At 37.2% G+C, this 23,907-nt stretch carries 25 protein-coding genes; 18 read left to right on the top strand and 7 right to left on the bottom strand.

What is annotated here, in order from left to right; translation table 11 throughout:
- The first annotated feature begins 253 nt into the window (after positions 1-253).
- The 6 genes from MKY00_RS27090 to MKY00_RS27065 all read left to right on the top strand — a co-directional run bounded on the left by MKY00_RS27090 (position 254) and on the right by MKY00_RS27065 (position 6,279).
- Positions 254-478 carry a DUF1450 domain-containing protein gene (locus MKY00_RS27090; RefSeq protein WP_000526077.1) on the top strand — a complete coding sequence of 75 codons (225 nt, stop codon included), beginning with the start codon at positions 254-256 and terminating at the stop codon, positions 476-478.
- 318 nt (positions 479-796) lie between these two features.
- Entirely contained in the window at positions 797-1,852 is a 1,056-nt protein-coding gene (locus MKY00_RS27085) for a FecCD family ABC transporter permease (protein WP_000388276.1), read from the top strand.
- A complete protein-coding gene (locus tag MKY00_RS27080) occupies positions 1,849-2,865 on the top strand; it encodes a FecCD family ABC transporter permease (RefSeq protein WP_001260778.1) in 1,017 nt (338 codons plus the stop codon). The genes MKY00_RS27085 and MKY00_RS27080 overlap by 4 nt, the downstream gene beginning before the upstream one ends.
- A 15-nt stretch (positions 2,866-2,880) precedes the next feature.
- On the top strand, positions 2,881-3,693 hold the full coding sequence (locus tag MKY00_RS27075) for an ABC transporter ATP-binding protein (RefSeq protein WP_000212064.1): 813 nt from the start codon (positions 2,881-2,883) through the stop codon (positions 3,691-3,693).
- Between the two features lie 190 nt (positions 3,694-3,883).
- Complete coding sequence (locus MKY00_RS27070; protein ID WP_016719029.1) at positions 3,884-4,828, top strand: ABC transporter substrate-binding protein; 945 nt, start codon at positions 3,884-3,886, stop codon at positions 4,826-4,828.
- A gap of 146 nt (positions 4,829-4,974) precedes the next feature.
- Positions 4,975-6,279, top strand: coding sequence for an HD domain-containing protein (locus MKY00_RS27065; RefSeq protein WP_016719028.1), 1,305 nt, complete (start codon positions 4,975-4,977; stop codon positions 6,277-6,279).
- A gap of 39 nt (positions 6,280-6,318) precedes the next feature.
- Here the strand turns inward: MKY00_RS27065 and MKY00_RS27060 are convergent, their stop codons facing one another.
- Positions 6,319-6,504: a 2-hydroxymuconate tautomerase gene (locus MKY00_RS27060; protein ID WP_001147171.1), complete on the bottom strand. Its 186-nt coding sequence runs from the start codon at positions 6,502-6,504 to the stop codon at positions 6,319-6,321.
- Between the two features lie 112 nt (positions 6,505-6,616).
- Between MKY00_RS27060 and MKY00_RS27055 the strand changes: the two genes are divergently transcribed.
- Both MKY00_RS27055 and MKY00_RS27050 read left to right on the top strand, forming a co-directional pair.
- On the top strand, positions 6,617-7,291 hold the full coding sequence (locus tag MKY00_RS27055) for a site-2 protease family protein (RefSeq protein ID WP_016719027.1): 675 nt from the start codon (positions 6,617-6,619) through the stop codon (positions 7,289-7,291).
- 25 nt (positions 7,292-7,316) lie between these two features.
- Positions 7,317-7,826, top strand: a complete 510-nt coding sequence (locus MKY00_RS27050; protein WP_000136687.1) for a YwhD family protein — start codon at positions 7,317-7,319, stop codon at positions 7,824-7,826.
- A 129-nt stretch (positions 7,827-7,955) separates the two neighbouring features.
- Here MKY00_RS27050 and MKY00_RS27045 read toward each other — a convergent pair whose 3' ends face one another.
- The gene (locus MKY00_RS27045; protein ID WP_074585753.1) at positions 7,956-10,007 is read right to left on the bottom strand and encodes a transglycosylase domain-containing protein; all 2,052 of its coding nucleotides are present in this window, start codon (positions 10,005-10,007) and stop codon (positions 7,956-7,958) included.
- Between the two features lie 99 nt (positions 10,008-10,106).
- Entirely contained in the window at positions 10,107-10,832 is a 726-nt protein-coding gene (locus tag MKY00_RS27040; protein ID WP_016719026.1) for a glycerophosphodiester phosphodiesterase, read from the bottom strand.
- A gap of 152 nt (positions 10,833-10,984) precedes the next feature.
- Here MKY00_RS27040 and MKY00_RS27035 point away from each other — a divergent pair, with 152 nt between their 5' ends.
- From MKY00_RS27035 to speB, 4 genes are all read left to right on the top strand, one after another.
- The gene (locus tag MKY00_RS27035) at positions 10,985-11,392 is read left to right on the top strand and encodes a MerR family transcriptional regulator (RefSeq protein ID WP_000276568.1); all 408 of its coding nucleotides are present in this window, start codon (positions 10,985-10,987) and stop codon (positions 11,390-11,392) included.
- A 5-nt stretch (positions 11,393-11,397) separates the two neighbouring features.
- Complete coding sequence (locus MKY00_RS27030) at positions 11,398-12,561, top strand: MFS transporter (RefSeq protein WP_000444220.1); 1,164 nt, start codon at positions 11,398-11,400, stop codon at positions 12,559-12,561.
- A 164-nt stretch (positions 12,562-12,725) separates the two neighbouring features.
- Positions 12,726-13,553, top strand: coding sequence for a polyamine aminopropyltransferase (gene speE / locus MKY00_RS27025; RefSeq protein WP_000424696.1), 828 nt, complete (start codon positions 12,726-12,728; stop codon positions 13,551-13,553).
- A 217-nt stretch (positions 13,554-13,770) separates the two neighbouring features.
- Complete coding sequence (speB, locus tag MKY00_RS27020; RefSeq protein WP_001209831.1) at positions 13,771-14,643, top strand: agmatinase; 873 nt, start codon at positions 13,771-13,773, stop codon at positions 14,641-14,643.
- 176 nt (positions 14,644-14,819) lie between these two features.
- Here the strand turns inward: speB and MKY00_RS27015 are convergent, their stop codons facing one another.
- Positions 14,820-15,857: a PTS sugar transporter subunit IIC gene (locus MKY00_RS27015; protein ID WP_016719025.1), complete on the bottom strand. Its 1,038-nt coding sequence runs from the start codon at positions 15,855-15,857 to the stop codon at positions 14,820-14,822.
- 234 nt (positions 15,858-16,091) lie between these two features.
- Between MKY00_RS27015 and MKY00_RS27010 the strand changes: the two genes are divergently transcribed.
- Complete coding sequence (locus tag MKY00_RS27010) at positions 16,092-16,454, top strand: YxeA family protein (RefSeq protein WP_016719024.1); 363 nt, start codon at positions 16,092-16,094, stop codon at positions 16,452-16,454.
- 25 nt (positions 16,455-16,479) lie between these two features.
- On the opposite strand, the gene MKY00_RS27005 is transcribed toward MKY00_RS27010, so the two are convergent.
- Entirely contained in the window at positions 16,480-17,466 is a 987-nt protein-coding gene (locus MKY00_RS27005; RefSeq protein WP_016719023.1) for a S66 family peptidase, read from the bottom strand.
- 202 nt (positions 17,467-17,668) lie between these two features.
- Between MKY00_RS27005 and MKY00_RS27000 the strand changes: the two genes are divergently transcribed.
- From MKY00_RS27000 to MKY00_RS26980, 5 genes are all read left to right on the top strand, one after another.
- Entirely contained in the window at positions 17,669-18,106 is a 438-nt protein-coding gene (locus MKY00_RS27000; protein WP_000414867.1) for a DUF1934 domain-containing protein, read from the top strand.
- Complete coding sequence (gene argS / locus MKY00_RS26995) at positions 18,106-19,776, top strand: arginine--tRNA ligase (RefSeq protein WP_016719022.1); 1,671 nt, start codon at positions 18,106-18,108, stop codon at positions 19,774-19,776. Before MKY00_RS27000 ends, argS begins: the two co-directional genes overlap by 1 nt.
- 396 nt (positions 19,777-20,172) lie before the next feature.
- Positions 20,173-20,700 (top strand): RNA polymerase sigma factor, encoded by a 528-nt coding sequence (locus MKY00_RS26990; protein WP_016719021.1) that lies wholly within the window; start codon positions 20,173-20,175, stop codon positions 20,698-20,700.
- Positions 20,687-21,001 (top strand): hypothetical protein, encoded by a 315-nt coding sequence (locus MKY00_RS26985; protein ID WP_016719020.1) that lies wholly within the window; start codon positions 20,687-20,689, stop codon positions 20,999-21,001. The genes MKY00_RS26990 and MKY00_RS26985 overlap by 14 nt, the downstream gene beginning before the upstream one ends.
- Entirely contained in the window at positions 20,985-21,656 is a 672-nt protein-coding gene (locus MKY00_RS26980; protein ID WP_016719019.1) for an ECF-type sigma factor negative effector, read from the top strand. Before MKY00_RS26985 ends, MKY00_RS26980 begins: the two co-directional genes overlap by 17 nt.
- Positions 21,657-21,681: 25 nt before the next feature.
- On the opposite strand, the gene MKY00_RS26975 is transcribed toward MKY00_RS26980, so the two are convergent.
- Positions 21,682-22,056, bottom strand: a complete 375-nt coding sequence (locus tag MKY00_RS26975) for a hypothetical protein (protein WP_016719018.1) — start codon at positions 22,054-22,056, stop codon at positions 21,682-21,684.
- Positions 22,057-22,201: 145 nt separating this feature from the next.
- On the bottom strand, positions 22,202-23,602 hold the full coding sequence (locus tag MKY00_RS26970) for a M28 family metallopeptidase (protein WP_000749143.1): 1,401 nt from the start codon (positions 23,600-23,602) through the stop codon (positions 22,202-22,204).
- Positions 23,603-23,907 lie beyond the last annotated feature (305 nt).

Raw genomic sequence — 23,907 nt, 5'->3', positions numbered from 1 at the left:
TTCTTCATCCCCCACCTAACTTCTTTGCTTTCACTGAATTTTGAGGTGGGGATCTTACTGCCCATTAAAGCGGGATAAATTTTGCCAAGAATGATGGAAGCTGCTGTAGGAAAACATATAAATATGTAGCATTATATGAGGAAAGAGCGTCGAAAGGAAACTTGCAACGAGCTTCAAAGAGCGGTAAAATACCATTTAGTGTTTATTTTTAAATGTACTTGAGAAAAGTTTAAAATAGAGGAAGTGTTATATAATGGGAAACGAATTTCGTGTGTGTGATGATTGTCAGGCAACGAACGTTAAAACGTTGATTCCAAAGCTAAAAAAAGTAGATTCATGTGCAACGATTGAAGTTGGATGTCAGTCTTACTGTGGCCCTGGCCGTAAAAAATCATTCGCATTTGTAAATAATCGTCCAGTTGCAGCGCCAACAGAAGATGAGTTAATTGTAAAAATTGAAGCGAAGTTAAATAAGTAAGGAAAAGAAGAGTGAACAGATTACTCTTCTTTTTTTATGCCCATAAGAGGAAGAATCTATTCTGAGAAAGCTTAACTGGTGATGATAATAGTTCATGACAGATAGGCATTATCTATTTATTAAGGTCTCGACCTATATGAATTTGTATTTCAAAATAATGGTTGACAGTCTTTTGAAGCGATAGGTAGAATAGAAGGTGTCTGATTCTGAGAATCATTATCAGAAAAGGGCCGATTCATTTAATTTTTTTATTGCTATTTGAGAATAAATTTCATTTCATTAAATTAAACATATGTTGTTGGTTAGGATGGTTGAGGGATGGAAGCGAGCGCAAGGAGTATAGAACAGCAAGATGTGAATGTTAAAGAGATTAAGAGCAGGCCGCTCATTGCTTCTATTATTTTAGTAGCAGGTACAATTTTGTTAGCTTTAAGCATGGCATTGTCTATTTCGTTTGGTGCTGCAGATATTAGTTTAAAGACTGTATGGCAAGCTGTATTTCAGTTTGACGGTTCTATTACGCATCATAACGTAATTCAAGAACTTCGCATGCCTAGAGCAATAGGGGGCGTAGTTGCAGGTGCCTTTTTAGCGGTATCAGGAGCAATTATGCAAGGTATGACGCGAAATCCACTTGCATCACCATCGTTAATGGGGATTACAGATGGAGCTGTATTTGGAATTGCAATTATGTATGCATTCTTCCCTAATTCACCTTATTTAATGTTCGTTATCGCATCTTTTATTGGTGCTGCGTTTGGAGCGAGCATTGTATATGGAATTGGATCTTCTTCGCCAGGTGGATTAACGCCTGTGAAATTAGCTTTAGCGGGTGCCGCAATTAGTGCTTTATTAGGGGCCATTTCATCTGGAATTGCGCTATATTTCAATCTTGCCCAAGAGGTGAGTATGTGGAATGCGGGCGGAGTTGCTGGAGTGAAATGGGAAAGTATTAATATGTTAGTACCGATTGGCCTAGTTTGTCTTTTCATTGCAATTATGATGTCGAGGTATATTACAATTTTAAGCTTCGGTGAAGAAATTGCGATTGGACTTGGTCAAAATACGACATTAATTAAATTTATCGGGACAGTACTTGTTCTTGTGTTAACAGGTTCGGCAGTTTCTATGGCAGGATCGGTTGGATTTGTTGGTCTTGTCATTCCACATATGACTCGTTTCCTTGTAGGCTCAGACTATAGATGGGTTATTCCATGTTCTGCGGTCTTAGGCGGGCTTTTAATTGAATGTGCAGATATGTTATCTCGCGTTATTAATCCGCCGTTTGAAACGCCAATTGGAGCAATTACAGCACTAATTGGGGTTCCATTCTTCCTCTACTTAGCACGTAACGAAGGGAGAGGAAAAATGTGAGGACAAGTGTCTTAACAAAAAAGAACGTTTCGGTTTTAACAATTTTAGTAGGATTAATCGTTACTGTATTTTTAGTGAGTTTAAATACAGGGACATTTAAAATACCCCCAATGGACGTATTAAAGTCATTGGTTGGACTGGGGGCTGAAGATCAGTCTGTTATTTTATTTGAATTCCGTATGCCACGTATGGTCATTGCTATACTAGTTGGATCTGCTTTAGCGATGTCAGGTGCGATTTTGCAAGGGTTATCACGAAATCCACTTGCTGATCCAGGTATTATCGGTATTAACGCTGGAGCGGGATTAACAGTTGTTATCTTTGTCTACTTTTTCTTCGGGAAAGTAGGAACTGGTACATTTTTATCTGTATTCATTCTTCCGTTCTTCGCACTAGTTGGAGCAATATTAGCAGCTGTTATTATTTATTTACTAGCATGGAAAGATGGTGTTTCATCGACTCGATTGATACTGGTTGGTATCGCTGTTGCAGCCGGGTTTGGTGCTGTTAGTTTAATTTTTTCTATGAAGATGACATCTAACGATTTCCGTTTTGCTACGATTTGGTTAGCAGGAAGTCTATGGGGCACAGATTGGAAGTTTGTACTAAGTGTACTTCCATGGATGGTTATTTTCATGCCACTTGCTATTAGTAAAGCTCACATATTAAACGTAATGAACCTAGGCGATTCCACAGCAGTTGGCCTTGGTGTAAATGTAGAAAAAGAAAGACGTAAATTATTATTTATTGCAGTTTGTTTAGCTGGTGCATCTGTCGCTGTTGCCGGAGGAATTGGTTTTATCGGTTTAATGGCTCCGCATTTAGCGAGGCGCCTTGTTGGTGGTAAACATCAAATTATGCTGCCTACGGCTGCACTAATAGGGACGTTTTTACTTTTATTCGCAGACGTAATTTCAAGAAGTGTGTTAACAACTTCAGAAATACCGGTCGGTCTTGTTATTTCTGTAATTGGTGCACCGTATTTTATATACTTACTTATGAGGACAAAATAAAGGGAGGCTTTTTGTATGGCAACTTTAGCAGTTGATGCGGTATCTGTTGGCTATAATGAAGGGTTAATTATTGATGGATTAACAGTTGAAATTCCGGAAGGGAAAATTACAACAATTATTGGACCAAATGGTTGTGGGAAGTCCACATTATTAAAAACGGCTTCTCGTATTTTGAAGGCGAAAAAAGGTACTGTTTATCTTGACGGAAAAGCAATCGAGAAACAACCAACGAAAGAAATCGCAAAGAAAATGGCAATTTTACCACAGACTGCAGAAGTGCCAACTGGCCTTACTGTATTTGAACTCGTTTCATATGGGCGCTTTCCTCATCAAAAAGGATTTGGAACGTTGAAAGAAGAGGATTATCGCTACATTCATTGGGCACTTGAAGTGACGGGAATGACAGAATTCGCAAATCGTCCAGCAGAGGCGTTATCAGGTGGGCAACGCCAACGCGTATGGATTGCGATGGCTCTTGCACAAGGGACAGAATTACTTGTATTAGATGAACCGACAACGTACTTAGATATGGCTCATCAATTAGAAGTATTAAACTTATTGAAAAAGTTAAACGAAGAAGAAGGTAGAACGATTGTTATGGTTATCCATGACTTAAACCATGCTTCTCGTTTCTCAGATCATATGATTGCATTAAAAGCTGGTAAGTTAATGAAACAAGGAACGCCAGATGAAGTGATGACGAGTGAAACACTTCGCAGTGTATTTGAGATTGAAGCTCAAATCGTTCCATGTCCAGTAAACTGTAAACCAATTTGTTTAACATATGATTTAGCGATGATTAGCAATCAATTGCGTAAAAAAGCATAAATAGAATCCCCCTCGTAAAGAGGGGGGCTTCTAATGGATGTTGAGCTTCTTATTAGTAAATAGGAAGTTGAACACCCGTTAGAACGGGGCATAAACAACAATTAATAAATATATATTGATTAATTGTTAACTTTGTTTCTTATAGTTCACTGTAACTTATAAGAGAAATACAGCTAGAAGGAGTGGAAACATGAAGAATTTTAAAATGGCGTTATTAGCAATGGTACTAGTCGTTACTTCTGTACTATTTGCAGCTTGTTCTAACAAAGAAGAGAAAAAAGCAGATGCGAAAGATGCGAAGACTGAAGAGCGCACTGTACAACATGCAAAAGGGGAAATTAAAATTCCTGCAAATCCAAAGAAAATTGCTGACCTTAGTGGTTCAACAGAAGAATTGTTAATCTTTGGTATGAAACCAATTATTACTGCTAATACATCTCAAGAAAAAATTGATGCACATATTGCAAATAAATTAAAAGACGTTAAACCGGTTGGCTCTGCTTGGGGCGATAAAATTAATATCGAAGCAGTAGCTGCTGCAAAACCAGACTTAATTCTTGTAAACGATCGTCAAGAAAAGATTTATGATCAATTATCTAAAATTGCACCAACAGTTATGTTAAAAACTCCATTAGACCAATGGCGTCCAAAATTCGAAGAAGTAGGCCAAATCTTCGGTAAAGAGAAAGAAACAAAAGAATGGTTCAAACAGTATGATGAAAAAGCAAGCAAATTACATGATAAAATCGTTGCGAAAACTGGCGATGCTAAATTCATGAAAATGGCTGCATATCCAAACGCTTTCCGCGTATACGGTGACTACGGTTACGGTAGCGTAATCTTTAAAGATTTAAAATTACCAGCGGTTGAAGGTACACCGACTGATAAACCATTAGTTCCATTACAAAAAGAAGGACTAATCAATTACAACCCAGATTACTTATTCGTATTTACGACTGGTGACGGTTCTCAGCGTCTAAAAGAATTCCAAGAAGAATCAATTTGGAAAAATATGAACGCTGTTAAAAATAACCACGTATTTACAATTAAAAACGAAGACTTAAACAAAGGTTACTTCCCGCTAGGTAAAGAAATGATTTTAGATGAAGTTGCTGAGTTCGTTTTAGGGAAATAATGTGTAAAAAAAACCACTTTTACTCCGGTAAAAGTGGTTTTTTTCTTTATATAAGGGCAATTAATATAGTCTTTCATTTCTTTCTGTTTCCTATTTCGTTTATAATATATAGTAAGAATGCAGTAAAGAAAGGGGGATGTCGGAAAGTGGTATATTTAAACGACAAACTCAGCGAAACAAAAGTGTTTAAAGACCCGGTACATAAATATGTGCACGTGCGCGATCGTGTTATTTGGGATTTAATCGGAACGAAAGAATTTCAACGCTTGCGCCGTATTAAGCAGCTTGGAACGACATTTTTTACATTTCACGGTGCAGAGCATAGTCGCTTTACTCATTCGTTAGGTGTATATGAAATTATTCGTCGTATGATTGATGATGTGTTTGATGGCAGACCGAATTGGAATGCTGAAGATAGATTGTTATGTTTATGTGCGGCATTGCTTCATGATGTCGGTCACGGTCCATTTTCTCATTCGTTTGAAAAAGTATTTTCATTAGACCATGAGAAATTTACGCAAAAGATTATCGTTGGAGATACGGAAATTAATCGTGTATTAAGTCGTGTGGATAAAGATTTCCCACAAAAGGTAGCCGATGTAATTGCGAAAACATCTACTAATAAATTAGCGATTAGCATGATTTCTAGTCAAATTGATGCAGATCGCATGGACTATTTATTAAGGGATGCGTACTTTACTGGCGTAAAATATGGAAACTTTGATATGGAACGTATACTGCGTGTTATGCGTCCGTACGGGAATCAAGTAGTTATTAAAAATAGTGGTATGCATGCTGTTGAGCATTATATTATGAGTCGTTATCAAATGTATTGGCAAGTATATTTCCATCCGGTAACGCGCAGTGCTGAAGTTATTTTAACGAAGATTTTACACCGTGCAAAATCATTGCATGAGAAGTATTATACATTTAAAAATCACCCTGTTCATTTCTATTCTTTATTTGAAGAAGAAGTGACAGTAGAGGATTATTTAAAGTTAGACGAGAACGTTATGTATTATTACTTCCAAGTATGGCAGGACGAAGAAGATCCAATTTTAAGCGATCTATGCCGTCGTTTTATGAATCGAAATCTATTTAAATATGTAGAGTTTACAGATAAGCACGGTTTAGATAATTGGATGGAATTAAGTAGCTTATTTAAAAAGATTGGACTCGATCCAGAATACTATTTAGTAGTTGATTCAACATCAGACTTACCGTACGACTTTTACCGTGCTGGTGAAGAAGAAGAACGCCTGCCAATCTTACTTCTTATGCCAAATGGAGAGCTTAGAGAGCTTTCACGTGAATCGGATATTGTTGAGGCGATTACTGGTAAGAAGAGAAGGGATCAAAAGCTATTCTACCCGCATGATTTAATCTATGAAGATGGAAGAAAAGGAAAATATAAAGAGAGAATCATCGAGTTACTAGAAGGAAGAAAATAAGAAGCAGCTAATGGCTGCTTCTTATGAAAAAACTTGAAATTATTTGTCGCTTAAGCGTTTTCCGCCAACTGCATAATGGTTTTTAGACATTTCTTCGATGAAAACAACGATGTTTTCTTCAGGAGCACCAGTTGTTTCGCTTACTGCTGCTGTTACTTTCTCAGCAAGAGCTTTCTTTTGTTCCTCTGTGCGTCCTTCTAACATTTTCACTGTTACGTATGGCATATATAATCGCTCCTTTTATGTAAGTTACAATCTTATTATAGCGGATTATGGGGAAGAACAATCGAAAAAACAAATAATTTCTTTTTTTGACATATGGAAGAGGAGATGAAGCATGGATCAGTTATTTAGATACCCGTTGCACCAAATTCCTTTGGTAGCAATGGCCATTATTATCGCATTATCAGTGCATGAATTTGCGCATGCATATGTAGCATATAAATTTGGAGACGATACAGCAAAGAGACAAGGGCGTTTAACGTTATCACCGATGGCTCATTTAGACCCTATAGGTTTAATTGCAGTATTAATTCTTGGATTTGGTTGGGCAAGACCGGTTCCTGTTAACCCATATAACTTTAAAAGACCACGTCTTGCAGGTATATTAGTTTCAATTGCAGGGCCGATTAGTAACTTAATTTTAAGCGCAATCGGTTTAATTATTTGGTATAGCTTATTAAAATTTGGTGTATTATACTCAATTCCATCTGCAGTAGCAGATACGTTAGCTCAATTTTTCCAGATTTTTATTATGCTGAATATCGTTTTACTTGTATTTAACTTATTACCGATCCCCCCACTTGATGGGTATCGCGTAGTGGAAGATTTAGCACCAGCAAATATTCGCGCGAAAATGACACAGTATGAAAAATACGGGGCAATTGCGTTATTAATTCTCGTTATTACACCTCTTAGTAATTACACAATCCAACCTATTTTTAGTGTTGTCATTCCATATGTATTTGCATTTTTAAACAGTATTATTGCGCCTATCTTTGGCCTTTTATAATCATTAAGTGAGGAGGACTTTACATATGACAGAGAAAAAGAAAAAAATCGGTTTTAATATCGTGAAAAATGATTCAACGGATGGACATGGTGGTTTTGGCGTTGGGGCATTAAGCCTAGAAAACATTTCACCCGTATTTGTCGATGTACTAGAGAAAACAGCATTTGTTGATATTGGTGCGATGCATGCACGTAGTACAGTAGAAAAAGGTATTAAGTTTTTAACAAATAAAGATGAAGTTCCAAACGGAAAACCATACTGGCTTGTGTGGGTAACGATTGAAAGAACAGCAACAGGTGCGTATTATGCAGGTGTAACAGCTTGTGAAATGACAGTTGACCGTGAAATTCGCCGCGGATATAAGTCACTTCCAGAGCACGTAAACAAAATGGATAAATCATTGAAGCGTCACATTATGGTTGACCATATGGACGAATCATCTAAAAAAGTACTTGGTACATTCTTAAAAGAACATAATGAAGCGATTTGGAACGAATCTAGCGAAGAATTGCGCCGTGCTTTATTAAGTGAATAAAAGAAAAGGATGTCTCACTAGTCAACAATCGACTAGTGAGACATCCTTTTTATTTTGGCTTGTTGTATGAAAGTATATCAACGATTCGACTAGGAGGCTATTCCACGTTCAGTGAAATAGCCGGATATTCTACCAAGGAAGGTATTTTTTCCACCAACTTGTTTTTTTCTTTTCTTCAGTTGTCTTTTCAAATTCCTCTTTATCATCAACGTGATCCATACAATATTCAGTTGGTTCTGTACCTTTTGCAAAATACATCTTCACTGAAATTGGGCAATTTTTTGTAGCAATTTTCCCGTTTTCAGGGTTAATATCGACTGCAACGACGTCACTTGGTTGTTTAAACTCTTTTTTAGGTTGTCCATCTAAGCCTTTCTCCATCGTATCGGTCCATATTCTTTTCGCATAGCCTTGTTCTGCTACGTTTGAAATTGATTTAGGTTGATCATATCCAACCCATACGCCAGTTACGAGTTGCGGGGTAAACCCAATCATCCAACTATCTGTTTCAGTAGAGCCAGATTTTCCAGCATATGTTCTTGATAGTTTAGATAACATTGATTGACCAGTTACAGCAGCATAACTGCTTAGTTTTTTATTAAACATGCCTGTCATCATTTCTTCCATCACAAATGCTTTGCTCTTATCAAGAACTTGTTTACTCTCCAAATGAGCATCGTATAAAATATTTCCTTCATGATCCATAATGCGGCGAATGAAAATAGGTTTTACTTCTTTTCCCCCGTTTGCGAACATGCTATAAGCGTTAACCATTTCAATTGGTTTTACAGGAGATGTACCGAGCGCGAGGGAAGGGACGTCTTTTAATGCACTCTTAATGCCGAATTGCTTCGCCGTTTTTGTAAGAATGTCTTCGCCTAAAAATAAATTGGTCTTCACGGCATAGACGTTATCAGAGACCGCAAGAGCTTGCGCCATTGTTACAAAATCGTCTGCATAATAGTCTTTATAGTTTTTCGGTTTATACTTTGAAACACCGTCACCTAAAGTGAACACAGTGTATTCACTTTTTAAGCGCGTAGCAGGGGTGAATCCTCGTTCTAATGCCGCATAATATAGAAATGGCTTAAATGTAGATCCAGGCTGGCGAGCGGCCTGTGTAGCCCTGTTAAATTGACTTGTATTATAATCAGTTCCACCAACAAGGGCAGCTACTTCCCCTGTTTTTGGATTCATAGAGACGAGCGCAGTTTGTATGTTTGTCGTGTCAGGTATGTGGTCTTTTACAGCTTGCTCTGCAACCGATTGTAATTTCGGGTCTAGCGTTGTATAAATACGCAAGCCGCCTTTTTGTAAGGCTTGCTCATCTAATCCGATATCACGAAGAAGAGAAGCTTGTACAGCATCTTGGAAATAAGGCGCGACCTCTGCGACTTTTTTCGTATCTAATGAAGCGAAAGTTAGTGATTCTTTCTTTGCTGAAGCTGCTTGTTTCTTCGTAATATAACCTTGTTCTACCATTTCATCTAATATAAGAGATTGTCGTTCTTTCGCGCGATCTTCTTTTAAAAAGGGAGAGTAGACACTAGGTCCTTTTGGTATACCTGCAAGCATACTAGCTTCCGCTAATGTTAATTCTTTTGCTGTTTTATCGAAATATAGACGGGACGCAGCTTCGATTCCATAAGCACCATGCCCGTAATAAATTGTATTTAAATATCCTTCTAAAATATGATTTTTATTATAATTCACTTCAAGACGGATTGTGTACATTGCTTCTAATAGTTTACGTTTCCACGTTTTATCATGATCTAAGTATAGGTTACGGGCATACTGTTGTGTAATCGTACTAGCGCCTTGGACTTTTGCCATCGCTTTTAAATCAGCCACAATGGCACCAGCGATACGCTTCATATCAAAGCCATGATGTTTGTAGAATCTTTGATCTTCGATAGAAAGTGTTGCCTCTTTTACATAAGGAGAAATTTCATTGAGAGATACATTGTATCGTTTTTGCATCTCATTACTTTGTCCTATAACAGTGTCATCATTAGCATAAAATACACTTGTTTGCGGGACAGCGACAGGAGGAGGTCCCATAATTTTTGCAACTATAATAATAACAAAAAAGGAAAAAACGAAAAAAAGAACAGAAGAAAACATTACGGTGAAGAAAAGACGTTTATATTTTTTAAGTTTCGGATTCATAGTTTGATTCATCTTTTTCAGCCCCTCATTCATACAAACATTATTGTATTAGTATTGAGGGTTTTCGATTATTTTAAACAATGAAATTTCGAAAATAAAGAGCTCCTTCAATTAAGAAAGGAGCTCAAATGCACGTGCTGGCCAATCGGTAATAATGACATCCACGCCATAATCAATCATAGTTTGTAAATCTTTGTATTCGTTAATTGTATAAGGGCGGAAAACATACCCTTGTTTTTGCGCGAGTTGAACAAATTCCTTTGTTAGTAGCTCAAAGTTTGGATGTAAACCAGTTGCTTCTCTAGTTCGTGCTTCAGCGATAGGATCAGCAAGTGGTGTGTCATATAAAATTGCTCTTGGGATTTCAGGAGCTATTTCTGCTAATAATGAAACAGAGTCGTGATTAAATGAAGAGAATACAATTTGATTAGAAAGATGATATTCTCGAACGAGAGCAACAACTTTTTCTTCAATGTTTGGATAGTGAATGACGTCTGTTTTTAATTCAATATTGAGTTGTAAGCTTGTTGTAGATAACCAAATAAATACTTCTCGTAACGTCGGAACTTTTGCTTCATGGAAAGAAGGATCTTTATAGCTGCCGGCATCTAAAGCTTGTAACTCTTCTACCGTTTTTTCAGAAACAAGACCTACATCATTCGTTGTACGATCGACTGTTTCATCGTGAATCACGACAAGTTCACCATCTTTTGATAGGTGGACATCAAGTTCAATCCCGTGGGCTCCAATGCGTTCAGCTTCTTGGAAGGCAATCATCGTATTTTCTGGATGTGTTCCTTTTACGCCGCGATGAGCGAAAATAAGTGGTTTACTCATGTGAAATTCTCCTTATCATGTCTTTTCTTTCATTATGAAACTGCTTTTGAAAAAATACAATTTAATATGACAAACATTTACAAAAGTCTAACAGTTGCACAAAAGTTAACGTTAACGTAAAATGTAATAATCGAGTGAAGGGAGGAATAAACATGTATAAGATTGATGAAGTTACAAAGCAAGTTGGTTTAACAAAACGTACACTTCGTTATTATGAGGAAATTGGTTTAATTCATCCCCCAGAACGTAGTGAGGGGAACATTCGCCTGTATACAGACGAAGATATCGCTAGAATTAAAAGAATTGTGGAAGCGAAAGAAGTGTTAGGGATTACGCTTCAAGAAATGCAGCATTTCTTATCGTTAAAAGAAAGAATGGAGCAAAGAAGAAATAGTGAGAATCCCCGTGATCGTGAAGTGATTCAAGAAATTAAAGAGATGCTTGAAAAACAAGTGCAAACGCTAGACGAGAAGATGGAGCAAATGCAGCGTGTAAAGGGAGAACTTGAAGACAGCTTACATCGTGCAGTGACATTTTTAGAGAATACAAAAGGAGAGTAATCAAAATGGAGAGCAAACAAAAACTAGGGAGATTGATTACAGTGTTGGCTACTTTCCTTGCCTTTTCAGGTATAGGGGTAGTCGACCCAATTTTGCCGATTATTGCTGAAAAGATTGGTGCATCGCATTGGCAAGTAGAGATGTTATTTACAGCATATATTTTGACGATGGCAATTATGATGTTACCAGCTGGAATATTTGCATCGAGATTTGGTGATAAACGAATGATGACAATCGGTCTTGCGATCGTGACTGTATTTGCGTTTATATGCGGTATATCGCAAACGATTGCTCAGTTATCTCTTTTCCGCGCTGGATGGGGATTAGGGAATGCGATGTTCTTCGCAACGGCGATGACTTTATTGATTGCATTAAGTAAAGAAGTTCATGAAGCAGTAGGATTATATGAAGCAGCTATCGGTTTAGGAATGGCAGGTGGACCATTATTAGGCGGGATATTAGGTGGACATTCTTGGCGTTACCCATTTTTTGCGACGAGTATTTTAATTTTCTTAGCATTTATTTTAGTTTTCTTCTTTGTGAAAGAACCAGAGCGAAAAGTGAAGCGTAAAGCGGCAGGCGTAGGGGAATTACTTAACCTGGTGAAGTATAAACCGTTTATGCAAGGCGCCATTTCAGGAATGTTATACTACTACGGATTTTTCGTTGTGTTAGCATATTCACCACTTATTATGCATTTATCTGCTATTCAATTAGGATTTGTATTTTGTGGATGGGGACTCGCGTTAGCTTACGGTTCTGCAATTTTAGCACATAAGCTAGAAGGGAAATATGAGCCGAAAACATTGTTGAAAGGCAGTTTACTCGTATTTGCGCTGTTCTTAATTGCACTATTCTTCGTGAAAATTATGTGGTTACAAATTGTATTAATTGTTCTATCAGGATTAGCATCAGGATTAAATAATGCATTATTTACAAGTTATGTAATGGATATTTCACCTTATGAAAGATCTGTTACATCTGGTGTTTATAACTTCGTTCGTTGGTTAGGTGGCGCAATTGCCCCCATTTTATCAGGGATTATCGGCCACACTGTTTCACCGCAAAGTCCATTTTTAGTAGGTGGGATTGTTGTATTAGTTGGTTGTGTAATGATTTTAATTCCGATTCGAAAACCGGTAGAAGTAGAGAGAAAAGCCCTTTCTTAAGAAAGGGTTTTCTTTATATGTATATGTTAGAACCCTCTGACTAAAATATATTTTCGGTATTTTTGTACTTTTAACTATACTTTTTGGATGTTTTGTTTTATTTTTGTTAGGGGACATTAATGATGTCCCTATTATAAATTTGCATTGAAAGGCGTGATTGTACGATGGAACTATGGTTCACTGAAAAACAAACAAAACATTTTGGGATTACGGCGCGTATTAACCGCACATTACATACGGAGCAAACAGAATTCCAAAAACTTGATATGGTTGAAACGGAAGAGTTCGGAAACATGCTTATTTTAGATGGCATGGTTATGACAACAGAAAAAGATGAGTTCGTTTATCATGAAATGGTAGCGCACGTACCTTTATTTACACATCCAAACCCTGAAAACGTATTAGTTGTAGGTGGCGGCGATGGCGGTGTTATTCGTGAAGTGTTAAAACACCCAAGCGTAAAGAAAGCAACTCTTGTTGAAATCGATGGAAAAGTAATTGAGTACTCTAAACAGTACTTACCATCAATTGCAGGCGCGTTAGATAATGAGCGTGTAGAAGTAAAAGTAGGAGACGGTTTCCTACATATCGCAGAAAGCGAAAATGAATATGACGTAATTATGGTAGATTCTACTGAGCCAGTAGGACCAGCAGTAAACTTATTTACAAAAGGCTTCTACGCTGGAATTTCAAAAGCGTTAAAAGAAGATGGTATTTTCGTTGCACAAACGGACAACCCTTGGTTCACACCAGAACTAATTACAACTGTGTTTAAAGACGTAAAAGAGATTTTCCCAATTACTCGTTTATACACAGCGAACATTCCAACTTACCCAAGTGGTCTTTGGACGTTCACAATCGGATCTAAAAAACATGATCCATTAGAAGTAAGTGAAGAGCGTTTCCACGAAATCGAAACGAAATACTACACAAAAGAATTACACAATGCAGCATTCGCATTACCGAAATTTGTTGGCGATTTAATTAAGTAAGAGAATCGCACGGAACAAATAAAGTGTAAGTAGCTCATTTAAGGTGTTTGTCCAGAAGACTTGAACATGCTAGCTATTTACACTTCTGTAAAGAAAATTGTCTTCTTTTTATGAAACAGAAGACCCGGTAAATCGAGAAAGAGGAGCAACTCGCTCCAAATTTGAGAAATAATGAAAGGTTGGGATACCTTAAGTTCCACATAAGGAGGAAAAGAATATGCGTTTTGATGAAGCTTATTCAGGTAAAGTATTTATTAAAAGTCATCCAAGTTTTGAAGAGTCGAAGGTAGTTATTTATGGGATGCCTATGGATTGGACAGTAAGTTACCGTCCGGGATCTCGTTTTGGCCCTGCACGTATTCGTGAAGTATCAATCGGTCTTGAAGAATATAGTCCGTATTTAGATCGTGAACTAGAAGAGGTAAAATATTTTGATGCGGGTGATATCCCATTACCATTCGGAAATGCACAACGCAGCTTAGACATGATTGAAGAATATGTATCAAAACTTTTAGATGCCGATAAGTTTCCACTAGGTCTCGGCGGTGAGCACTTAGTGTCTTGGCCAATTTTTAAGGCAATGGCAAAAAAATATCCGGATTTAGCAATCATCCATATGGATGCTCATACTGATTTACGTGAATCGTATGAAGGGGAGCCTTTATCCCACTCTACACCAATTCGTAAAGTGTGTGATTTAATTGGTCCGGAAAACGTATATTCTTTCGGAATTCGTTCTGGAATGAAGGAAGAATTTGAATGGGCAAAAGAAGTAGGTATGAACTTATATAAATTTGACGTATTAGAACCGTTAAAAGAAGTATTACCGAAACTTGCAGGACGCCCAGTCTATGTCACAATCGACATTGATGTATTAGACCCAGCTCACGCTCCAGGAACAGGAACGTTAGAAGCTGGTGGTATCACATCTAAAGAATTATTAGATTCCATCGTAGCAATTGCAAATTCAAATATAAATGTAGTTGGAGCAGACTTAGTAGAAGTAGCTCCTGTCTACGACCATAGTGATCAAACACCAGTCGCAGCAAGCAAATTCGTGCGGGAAATGCTGCTCGGTTGGGTGAAATAAAAGCGGAATCCGCTGTAGCTGGATAAAATAAGAGCCCTCTATATGATTAGGGGCTCTTATTTTGTCGTTATGTGTCGGTAAGTCGATATGTCTTGTCGAATCGTCGATATAATTTCATTTACCATTACGTAACATGAAAAAGAGCTATTCCCAAACAACGGGAATAGCTCTTTTTCTTATGCAACCTTCTCTTCCGAAGTAATGCCGCGAATGTCATCAGCAGAGCGAATTGGATATTTACGGAACACGATTGATCCGATGTATCCAACAATCGTGGTAACGATTCCACATAATATAGCAGCAATTGTTACTTTTACAACGTCATTAAATCCGAATAAAACAAGAAGTCCTGGGATTGGTGATGCTGTTCCTGGTGCATTATTAACGAGCTGGAACAGAGATGTAATAATACCAGCAAGTGCACCGCCAACGAAGTTTGTCGCATAAATTGGAATCGGATTTGCTGAAACAACATCGGCTTGTGTTAAAGGTTCGATTGCTACAGCAATTGTATCTTTCTTTGAACAAATCTTTAGTCGTTTAAAGAAAATAAAGTTCATTGGGGCTGAGGCTGCTACGGCAAGACTACCAATTGCCATTGGTAAACCTGTTAATACAAGCATTGCAGTGAGTGCCATAGAACTCAGTGGAGAGGTAGAAATAACTGTTATTAATCCACCAAGCATAATACCCATGATAATAGGGTTTTCTGTAGTTGCAACTGAAATCATAGAACCGATTTTACCAAGTGTTGCGTTAACGAGCGGATCCATAAGCATTGCCATTCCGCGTGAGATTGGTGCAGCGATAAATAAAATTGCTAAAAACTCTACACCAGCCGGTAATTTCTTTTCGAGAAATTTCACGACAAAAGCACAAACGTATCCAGCGAAAAATCCTGGTAAAATACCAAATCCACTAGTAGCGATACCGATTAAAACAGCATATACGGGGGAAACACCGATTGCTAATGCGACTAAAATCGCTGCTGCGACACCGCTCATACTACCGGAAGCTTCTCCTACTGATTGTAAAAAGTCATTATGAAACATTTCTCCACCTATATAACGATGAAATGCTTCAATAAGAAAACTTGCGATTGCTGCATTAGCTAAAGCACCCATCGCCTTCATTCCGTAAGGCGCCCGGTAACTGAAAAGTGTAAATAGACAAAGTACAACAAGTAATAGTGCTAAACCTTGCAAGATAGCCATTTGAAAACTGTCTCCTTTGATTTTTGTAATAAAAATTCGTATCATTCAATAATAATATAAAAGTTCATGAAACGGAAAAATTTTTTATTGGGAAATGGCTATAAGGTGAAAATGCCTTACAATAATGTAAGGAAAGTGTAAGACTTTTAGATAGAGTATAGTATGCCATTTTTCGTATAATAAAAGTATAGATATATGACTAGGGAAAAAGAAGTGCAAACAGGAGGTTCATGTATGAAATTGGTAATTAAAGTTTTAGCTGTATTCGCCATTATTCTAGGTGGAACAGCGTATTATTTGAACACAAAAACAGAAGGTGTACATGCTTTTGTAGACAACTTCTTTTCAAATAAAGAAATACAAGATTATTATGCGGTTATAGATAAAGGTGAGAAAAAAGACGGAGAATACTTGTATACTTTTAAAGGGTATACAGAAGACGGAAAGTTACAGGTTATTAAAAGAATGATGAACCGTGAATTGCATACGGGTGCTTTTATAAAAATTTATGCAAAAGGTATGCAAGGAAAAGGATGGGCTGAAATCCCGAAAGAATCAATTCCGCAAAAAGCGTTGGAAAAAATAGAAAAACGATAAAAGGAGCGACTCATTCGCTCCTTTTTTAGTGCGTTAAAATAGTAATAGATGTTTTTTCTTTGTTAGAAATGATTTTTACACGTCCGCCAATTGGGAAAGTGAAAATTGGGGTTGTATGACCGAAACTTGCGTTTGCAATGATAGGGATATGTGCAAGCTCAGGCTTTGAAGCAATCATTTCTTGCATGTCTTCTATCGTACATTCTGCACCTTTTTGCATCTTTCCTATAACGATGCCTTTTACATGTTCAAAATCTTGCTGCTGCATAAGAGAATGTAAATATCGATCAAAAGTTTTAAGAGTAGCTCTTCCAGTTAAACTATCCTCTTCAAGAAATAAAATTTTATCCTTTAAGTTTGGCATATATGGTGTACCTTGCAGTAAGTTCAAGGTGCTCATATTACCACCAATAATCTCTCCAGTTGCTTCGCCCTCGTGAATTGAAACATATCCTTCATTCTTAATAAACTCTCGATTTTCCTGATTAATGTACCAAGAATCATCACTCCATGTTTCAGATGGTAGGACTTCAATAGGTTCAGTAGAAGTTAAGCATTGTAAAAAGTAATCGTTCGTATACTCGAGACCTTTCTCCATTCCAAATGAAGAGAAATGGGGTCCTGAATATGTAACGAGTCCTGTTTTAGTGTAAATTGCATTATTTAAAGCAGTAATATCTGAATAGCCACAGAAAAATTTCGGATTTTCTCGAATTAAATTATAATCGAGGTGTTTCAATAAACCGTTAGAGTTGTATCCGCCAAGTGTCGTCAAAATGGCTTTTACATTCGGGTCTCTAAATGCTTCGTGAAGGTCTTGAACGCGTGAAGAAATAGAAGAGGAAGCAAATCTGTCTATCTCATCAGCATATGTTGAAAATGTAACGTGAAAGCCCATGTCGGTTAACCTTTTTACAGCAAGCTTTCTGTTTTCAGTTGAGACAATACTTAAACTACAAGATGGTGAAATAACTCTAATTTCATCACCTTTTTTCAATTTTGTTGGTAGCACTTCATTCACCTCTTTAAATGAAAGAATATTTAGATTTAAAAAATATTTTATCATATGAAATAAAGTGAAAGTGAATTATTTTTTGAAATGGAGTTTTCCTGATTTTTCAGCAGACAGACAGAGGTTTTTTTTGATATGATAGGAAAAGTGATTTATTATAAGTAGTATTTAATATCTATAACAGTTGAAAGGTGTGCAAGACGTGGAGAAACAACTTGCAGGCTTGCCGGTACACGTTCATTTCGTAACAGAAATCCGTGAAGGGGCGAGGAAGGAAACCGTTGCTTTTGAAGCAAATGGTCAATACTATGTAAAAGGTCAAGGTACATACGTAACATTCCAAGAGCCGAACGAACAAGGCGAAGTGAAAACAATTATTAAAATTCAAGATGAACAAGTTCTCATTATGCGTTCAGGTGCTGTTTCTATGCGTCAAACGCATGTGAAAGGTGAATGGACAACTGGTACGTACACGAGTGAACTTGGTACGTTTGCATTGCAAACAAAGACTGATAACGTTCTTTTTAAATGGTCGGATGAAAAGAAAAAAGGACAACTCTTCTTAACGTACGCATTGCTTCTAAGTGAACAAGAAGCTGGCAGATATACAATTACGATTAATTTGAAGGAGGCAAAATAATGAATTCTTTAGAACAAGTAAAAGGATTAATTAAAGAAGAAATTCAAGCTGCTGTATTAAAGGCAGAATTAGCGACAGAAGAACAGATTCCAAATGTGGTATTAGAATCTCCAAAAGATAAGACAAATGGTGACTTCTCTACAAATATGGCAATGCAACTTGCACGTGTTGCGAAAAAAGCACCTCGTATGATCGCAGAAGAATTAGTTGCAAACTTCGATAAAGCAAAAGCTTCTATTGAAAAGATTGAAATCGCAGGTCCTGGTTTCATTAACTTCTACATGGATAATAGCTACTTAACAGACTTAATCCCAACGATCGTTAATGCTGGTGAAGCTTACGGTGAAACGAATACTGGTAAAGGTGAAAAAGTACAAGTTGAGTTCGTATCTGCGAATCCAACAGGTGACCTTCACTTAGGACATGCACGTGGTGCAGCAGTAGGTGACACGTTATGTAACTTATTAGCAAAAGCAGGATATGATGTATCTCGTGAGTACTACATTAATGATGCTGGTAACCAAATCCATAACTTAGCTCTTTCTGTTGAAGCTCGTTACATGCAAGCTTTAGGCTTAGAGAAAGAAATGCCAGAAGACGGATACCATGGTGCGGACATCATTGCAATTGGTAAGCGTTTAGCTGAAGAGTTTGGCGATCGTTATGCGAAAGCTGATGAAAAAGAAAGTTATGAATTCTACCGTGAGTACGGTTTAAAATATGAGTTAGCAAAACTTCAAAAAGACTTAGAAAGTTTCCGTGTTAAATTTGATGTATGGTTCTCAGAAACATCATTATATAAAAACGGAAAAATCGATCAAGCTCTTGCTGTATTAAAAGAGCGCGATGAGATTTTTGAAGAAGATGGTGCAACTTGGTTCCGCTCAATGACTTACGGTGATGATAAAAACCGTGTATTAATTAAAAATGACGGTTCTTACACGTACTTAACACCAGATATCGCGTATCACCGTGATAAATTAGAGCGTGGTTTCGATAAGTTAATCAACATTTGGGGTGCTGACCACCACGGTTACATTCCACGTATGAAAGCTGCTATTCAAGCGCTAGGTTACGATAAAGAAACACTAGAAGTAGAAATCATCCAAATGGTACAACTGTATCAAAATGGTGAGAAAATGAAGATGAGTAAACGTACAGGTAAAGCAGTTACACTTCGTGAGCTTATGGAAGAAGTAGGCGTGGACGCAATGCGTTACTTCTTCGCAATGCGTAGCGGTGATTCTCATTTAGACTTCGATATGGACTTAGCTGTATCAAAATCTAATGAAAACCCAGTATACTATGCACAATACGCTCACGCTCGCGTATGCAGTATCCTTCGCCAAGGTGAAGAATTAGGATTAGCTACAGGCGGAGACGTGAACTACAAACTTGTTACTTCTGAGAAAGAAGTAGAGTTACTGAAAAAACTTGGTGAATTCCCAGCAGTAGTTGCGGATGCAGCACAAAAACGTCTACCACACCGTATTACAAACTATGCATTTGAATTAGCAGCAGCATTACACAGCTTCTACAATGCAGAAAAAGTATTAAACCAAGATAACTTAGAATTAAGTAAAGCTCGCTACGAGTTAATGAAAGCTGTACGCACTACACTTCAAAACGCATTAGCAATCGTAGGAGTATCTGCACCGGAAAAAATGTAATGAAGAAAAGCGGAAGCGGCTCGTTCAGAATAGGAGGGGGATGGAGTTCCTGACAGAGAGGCGTACTTTGCCTCGGAAGAAGGCGCGAAGCCACCGAGTATTCTAGCCGCTGAAGCTGGACAATGAAGAAAAGCGGAGCCGACTGTTTAGTCCCGAAGGCTAAGGTTCTTTCCCACAGAAGATGCATTTTATCTTCTCGTGGGGAAGGTTCTTAGATGGAAGGGGCTAGGAGGCAGAGCTAGACATAGAGAAAAGCGGAGCCGATTTTTCGCTTTCAGTAAAAGGCAATCACACGATGTTGTGATTGCCTTTTTGTATGGAGATAATAAAAAAATAAAATTTTATCAAACAAAAGGAAAATTTGCGTCGTCTTATATAAATGACAGGAGGTTTATGATGGAAGAAAAGGTAGAAGAATTGATTGATATATATAAGCAGCAAATATATTCCTTATGCTATAAGTTAGCGAAGACGAAAGAAGACGCGGAAGATATTTTTCAAGAGACGTGGATAAAAGTTTTTTCATCGCGGCACCAACTTTCTTACGTGGAGAATCATAAAAAGTGGATTACTACAATTTGTGTTCGTACGTTTTATGATTTTTATCGTAAGAAAAAAAGATGGAAAGATCGAATGTTGGATTTGTTTCATAAAGAAGATGGTGGAGAAATAGACTTCTCGGATGAAGTGAATATATCAGAAGAATTTATTCAAAAAGTGGAAGCAGAAATGATACGGGAAGTTATACAGTTATTGAATGAAAAGTATAAAACTGTGCTCGTACTCTACTATTATGAACAATATTCTTATAAGGAAATGAGTGAAATATTAAATATACCGATTGGTACAGTGAAATACCGCCTTAATTATGCGAAAAAGCAAATGCGAGAACATTTGGAGGGGTTCGTTTATGAAGGAAGATAAGTTTAATCAAAAGATAAAAAGTAGTTTAGCGAGAGAGATGATTCCTAGCGAAGAGCTGATAAATCATACAAAACAGAGCGTGCGAAATGCTCGGAAATTAGAGAAGAGGTGGATGATTGGTATTCACGCCATTTGGATTGTTTTATTAACAGTTGTTATAGAACAATTTGTTACTCATTTAGATAACAAAATTCCAATTATTATAGCAGTTGTTATTATGATGCACGCATACATTCCAATATATGTTGTCATACAGTCATTTTTAAAGAAGGAGTATAAATTACATGAAAGAGTTCGCTAATCCGTTTGTAATATTTGAAGTAGCTGGAGTGACAATGCTTTTAGCTTTTATAGCACTTTTAATATGTGTTGCATCATGGGTATATACAGATGCGAAAGCACATCAAATGAGTAAAGGGTGGAGTGTTTTAGCAGTTATATTACCATTCTTTATTGGATTTTTATTATATATGGTGAGAAGAAGTAAAAAGAAAGTTGAAGGAGAATATAGGGTGAATTTTGTTAAAAAGCAGAAGGTAACATTAGTTGCGATATTGGCAAGTACAATGTTTGTATTACTTAGTGGCTTTACTTTTGCACAGACGTTAGATGATGCGTGGAGAGCAGGAGATATATATTTAGAAAATGAGAAGCAAGGAGAGACAAGTTACGAGGCAAAATTCTCATCATGGGATATTGCTGGGAAAGATATTGAACTTGAGTATGAAAAGGATACAGAAGTGACATTTTCTTATGAGACGGATGCAAAACGTGGGAATTTATGCTTTAGCTTGTATGAAAGGCAAGGAGAAGGTATAAGAGAGTTAAAAGAGATCTGTGAATCGAAAAAAGGTACTTTTACAGTTACGTTGAAAGCAAATGAAAAATATGTATTGAATATAAGTGGATTAAAAGTAAAAGATGGTTTTGTAAAAGTGAATTGGGAAACAAAATAAAGGGCCATGAGAAAGGCCCTTTATTTTATCGGATTGTATACGTAACCGAAAAGCTAACAGGACTATAGTAAACGTAAGGTGCATGAAATTGAACGTACATATTTCCATCTATTTTTGCAGTGAAAATTCGTCCGTATCCATCAGAATAACGTCCAATAAGATTATGATTTGAGTCGTAAACACTGTAACTAGGAGTTTTGCTGTTAGGTTGAATTGTTAGCTCTTGTCCCTTTTGAAGGAAAATAGGTTCTTGCTCAGAACTACCTCCAGTTTGCAAAGAATAAAATTTCGTAAAGCTCTGTTCTTGAGTTGCGGCAGCAACTTTCGTTTCACCAATAAACGCGGTAGCACCAGTAATTCCTGCTAAAGTTAACGCACCGGCTAAAATCATTTTTTTCATAGTAAAAAAGCCTCCTTATTAGTTGTAATCATTTTCGTTACAGTTAATATTGTATACGATAATGAGTAGGAGAAAATATGCTTTTATGCATATGTATTTTTTCTCAATAAAGACCACTGATAAAAATCAGTGGTCTTTTAAATGATTAAGCAGCTTTCTGTTCGGTTTGAGCAACAGGTTTTTGAAGAGTGTTATAAACACCAGTTCCGATAACTTCTAATGCCATTTTCATACGTTCAGGTGAAATATTCTCCAATACGTTATCTTGAGGTGTATGGTATACCTTCTCAATATGATAGATTAATGGATTCCAACTATCGACACCCATCCAGATGAATAGGGCGGCCGGAATCCCAACTTCAGCAAATGGCACGTGATCACTAGAGCCAAATTTCCCTTGAAGAACGAGGTCATTATTTAATTGTTTACCTGCTTGTAAGGCCGCGTCTGTTACAAGGTTTGGAGAACCGTTAGGCGTCATAGCATATAAATTCTTCGCCTTATCGTAATTTGTTGCAACCATGTCTGCGTTAAAGACACCTAAAATCCGGTCACGTTCTTTTTGGGATAGACTATTAACGTAATGATCAGAGCCAAGTAAGCCAGTCTCTTCAGAACCGAAAGCAATAAAACGAATTTCTTTATCAGTTTCTACATTTTGAAAAGCGCGTGCTAACTCTAATACTAACCCTGTACCAGAAGCATTGTCATTTGCTCCAGGTGCTCCAACGACACTATCATAGTGTGAACTTACAACGACAGCTTTTTCATTACCTGTACTATTTTTTGGTTTCTTTTTAGCAATGACGTTTAATGACGTTAAATTAGATTCATGTCTTGCTTTTAGGGAAAGAATTGTTGTCCCTTTTTTAGCGATTTCTTCTTTAAATGCATTTCCTTGTGCATAAGCAAGACCAAAGACAGGGATAGACTGTTTTTTCGTTAGGCGGGGATTGAAAGTTTGTCCGTAATTTCCACGTCCACCAATTAAGCTGTATAAAAGAACACCTTTTGCTCCTTTGCTAACAGCATTTTCAACTTGTTTATTATAGTCTGCAACTGTTGTTCCTCTTTCGAATAGAACGATTTTTCCGTTTACTTCATTTGGGATATCCTCTAATTTTGTCCCACCTTGAACAAAGATAAGAGGGGCTGTAACAGCCTCTGTAGAAATTAGTGCGTTAGGGGCAGCACCAGCTTGCCAATTACGTTTTGTGGATAATGGTGATTCAATAAATCCAACGTATTGATCCGGCACTTGGAATGGTTGATATTCTACTTCATAGCCCATTGATTTAAGCTGCATACCAACGTAGCGGGAAGCCCATTCCTCTGATTTTGTTCCACCGGGGCGAGGACCAATTGTTTCGGATAAGAAACGGATGTGTTCGATAGCACGGCTTGCATCAACTTGTTTTGTAATAGATGAAGTCTGTGTGATTTCTGACGTGGAATCAGCTTTGGCTTGTCCAATCGGGGCTAAGCTAACAGCGAGTGATACAGCAAGCAAAGAGCTTACTATTTTTTGTTTCAAAGATTTTTTCATTTCTTCCTCTCCTATTCTTCTATTCTCTCTGACTGACAAAAGAAGACGGATAACGACTTCATTTTACCTTTACCTTTATAGTTTTTCAATATTCTGACATTGAGAAATAAAAAAGTTATATGCATATTTACATATTTTTGACGGAGATATGTATGCTATCATTTTAAATGAAGGTTCGCTTTCTGCTTGGAAAGCTCCTACATTGCATGAATCTAGTGTACCCAAACTTTAGATTATGTAGAGAAAAGAATTCACTGTAGGGTTTCTTTTCTCGTGTTTGAATCATGTGATGATAAGTATGTTTC

The sequence above is a fragment of the Bacillus sp. FSL R9-9834 genome, assembly GCF_038006905.1.
Taxonomy (GTDB): domain Bacteria; phylum Bacillota; class Bacilli; order Bacillales; family Bacillaceae_G; genus Bacillus_A; species Bacillus_A pacificus.
This window is presented reverse-complemented; position numbering and strand designations above follow the sequence as displayed.

Bases quoted from the DNA above. Each gene is read 5' to 3' on its own strand.
- MKY00_RS27075 (WP_000212064.1), top strand. From the start codon at position 2,881: ATGGCAACTTTAGCAGTTGATGCGGTATCTGTTGGCTATAATGAAGGG.
- MKY00_RS27015 (WP_016719025.1), bottom strand. From the start codon at position 15,857: ATGGCTATCTTGCAAGGTTTAGCACTATTACTTGTTGTACTTTGTCTA.
- speE (WP_000424696.1), top strand. From the start codon at position 12,726: ATGGAACTATGGTTCACTGAAAAACAAACAAAACATTTTGGGATTACG.
- MKY00_RS27045 (WP_074585753.1), bottom strand. From the start codon at position 10,007: ATGAATCAAACTATGAATCCGAAACTTAAAAAATATAAACGTCTTTTC.
- MKY00_RS27060 (WP_001147171.1), bottom strand. From the start codon at position 6,504: ATGCCATACGTAACAGTGAAAATGTTAGAAGGACGCACAGAGGAACAA.
- MKY00_RS27055 (WP_016719027.1), top strand. From the start codon at position 6,617: ATGGATCAGTTATTTAGATACCCGTTGCACCAAATTCCTTTGGTAGCA.
- MKY00_RS27070 (WP_016719029.1), top strand. From the start codon at position 3,884: ATGAAGAATTTTAAAATGGCGTTATTAGCAATGGTACTAGTCGTTACT.
- MKY00_RS27040 (WP_016719026.1), bottom strand. From the start codon at position 10,832: ATGAGTAAACCACTTATTTTCGCTCATCGCGGCGTAAAAGGAACACAT.
- MKY00_RS26990 (WP_016719021.1), top strand. From the start codon at position 20,173: ATGGAAGAAAAGGTAGAAGAATTGATTGATATATATAAGCAGCAAATA.
- MKY00_RS26975 (WP_016719018.1), bottom strand. From the start codon at position 22,056: ATGAAAAAAATGATTTTAGCCGGTGCGTTAACTTTAGCAGGAATTACT.
- argS (WP_016719022.1), top strand. From the start codon at position 18,106: ATGAATTCTTTAGAACAAGTAAAAGGATTAATTAAAGAAGAAATTCAA.
- MKY00_RS27010 (WP_016719024.1), top strand. From the start codon at position 16,092: ATGAAATTGGTAATTAAAGTTTTAGCTGTATTCGCCATTATTCTAGGT.
- MKY00_RS26970 (WP_000749143.1), bottom strand. From the start codon at position 23,602: ATGAAAAAATCTTTGAAACAAAAAATAGTAAGCTCTTTGCTTGCTGTA.
- MKY00_RS27090 (WP_000526077.1), top strand. From the start codon at position 254: ATGGGAAACGAATTTCGTGTGTGTGATGATTGTCAGGCAACGAACGTT.
- MKY00_RS27050 (WP_000136687.1), top strand. From the start codon at position 7,317: ATGACAGAGAAAAAGAAAAAAATCGGTTTTAATATCGTGAAAAATGAT.
- MKY00_RS27085 (WP_000388276.1), top strand. From the start codon at position 797: ATGGAAGCGAGCGCAAGGAGTATAGAACAGCAAGATGTGAATGTTAAA.
- speB (WP_001209831.1), top strand. From the start codon at position 13,771: ATGCGTTTTGATGAAGCTTATTCAGGTAAAGTATTTATTAAAAGTCAT.
- MKY00_RS26980 (WP_016719019.1), top strand. From the start codon at position 20,985: ATGAAAGAGTTCGCTAATCCGTTTGTAATATTTGAAGTAGCTGGAGTG.
- MKY00_RS27035 (WP_000276568.1), top strand. From the start codon at position 10,985: ATGTATAAGATTGATGAAGTTACAAAGCAAGTTGGTTTAACAAAACGT.
- MKY00_RS26985 (WP_016719020.1), top strand. From the start codon at position 20,687: ATGAAGGAAGATAAGTTTAATCAAAAGATAAAAAGTAGTTTAGCGAGA.
- MKY00_RS27030 (WP_000444220.1), top strand. From the start codon at position 11,398: ATGGAGAGCAAACAAAAACTAGGGAGATTGATTACAGTGTTGGCTACT.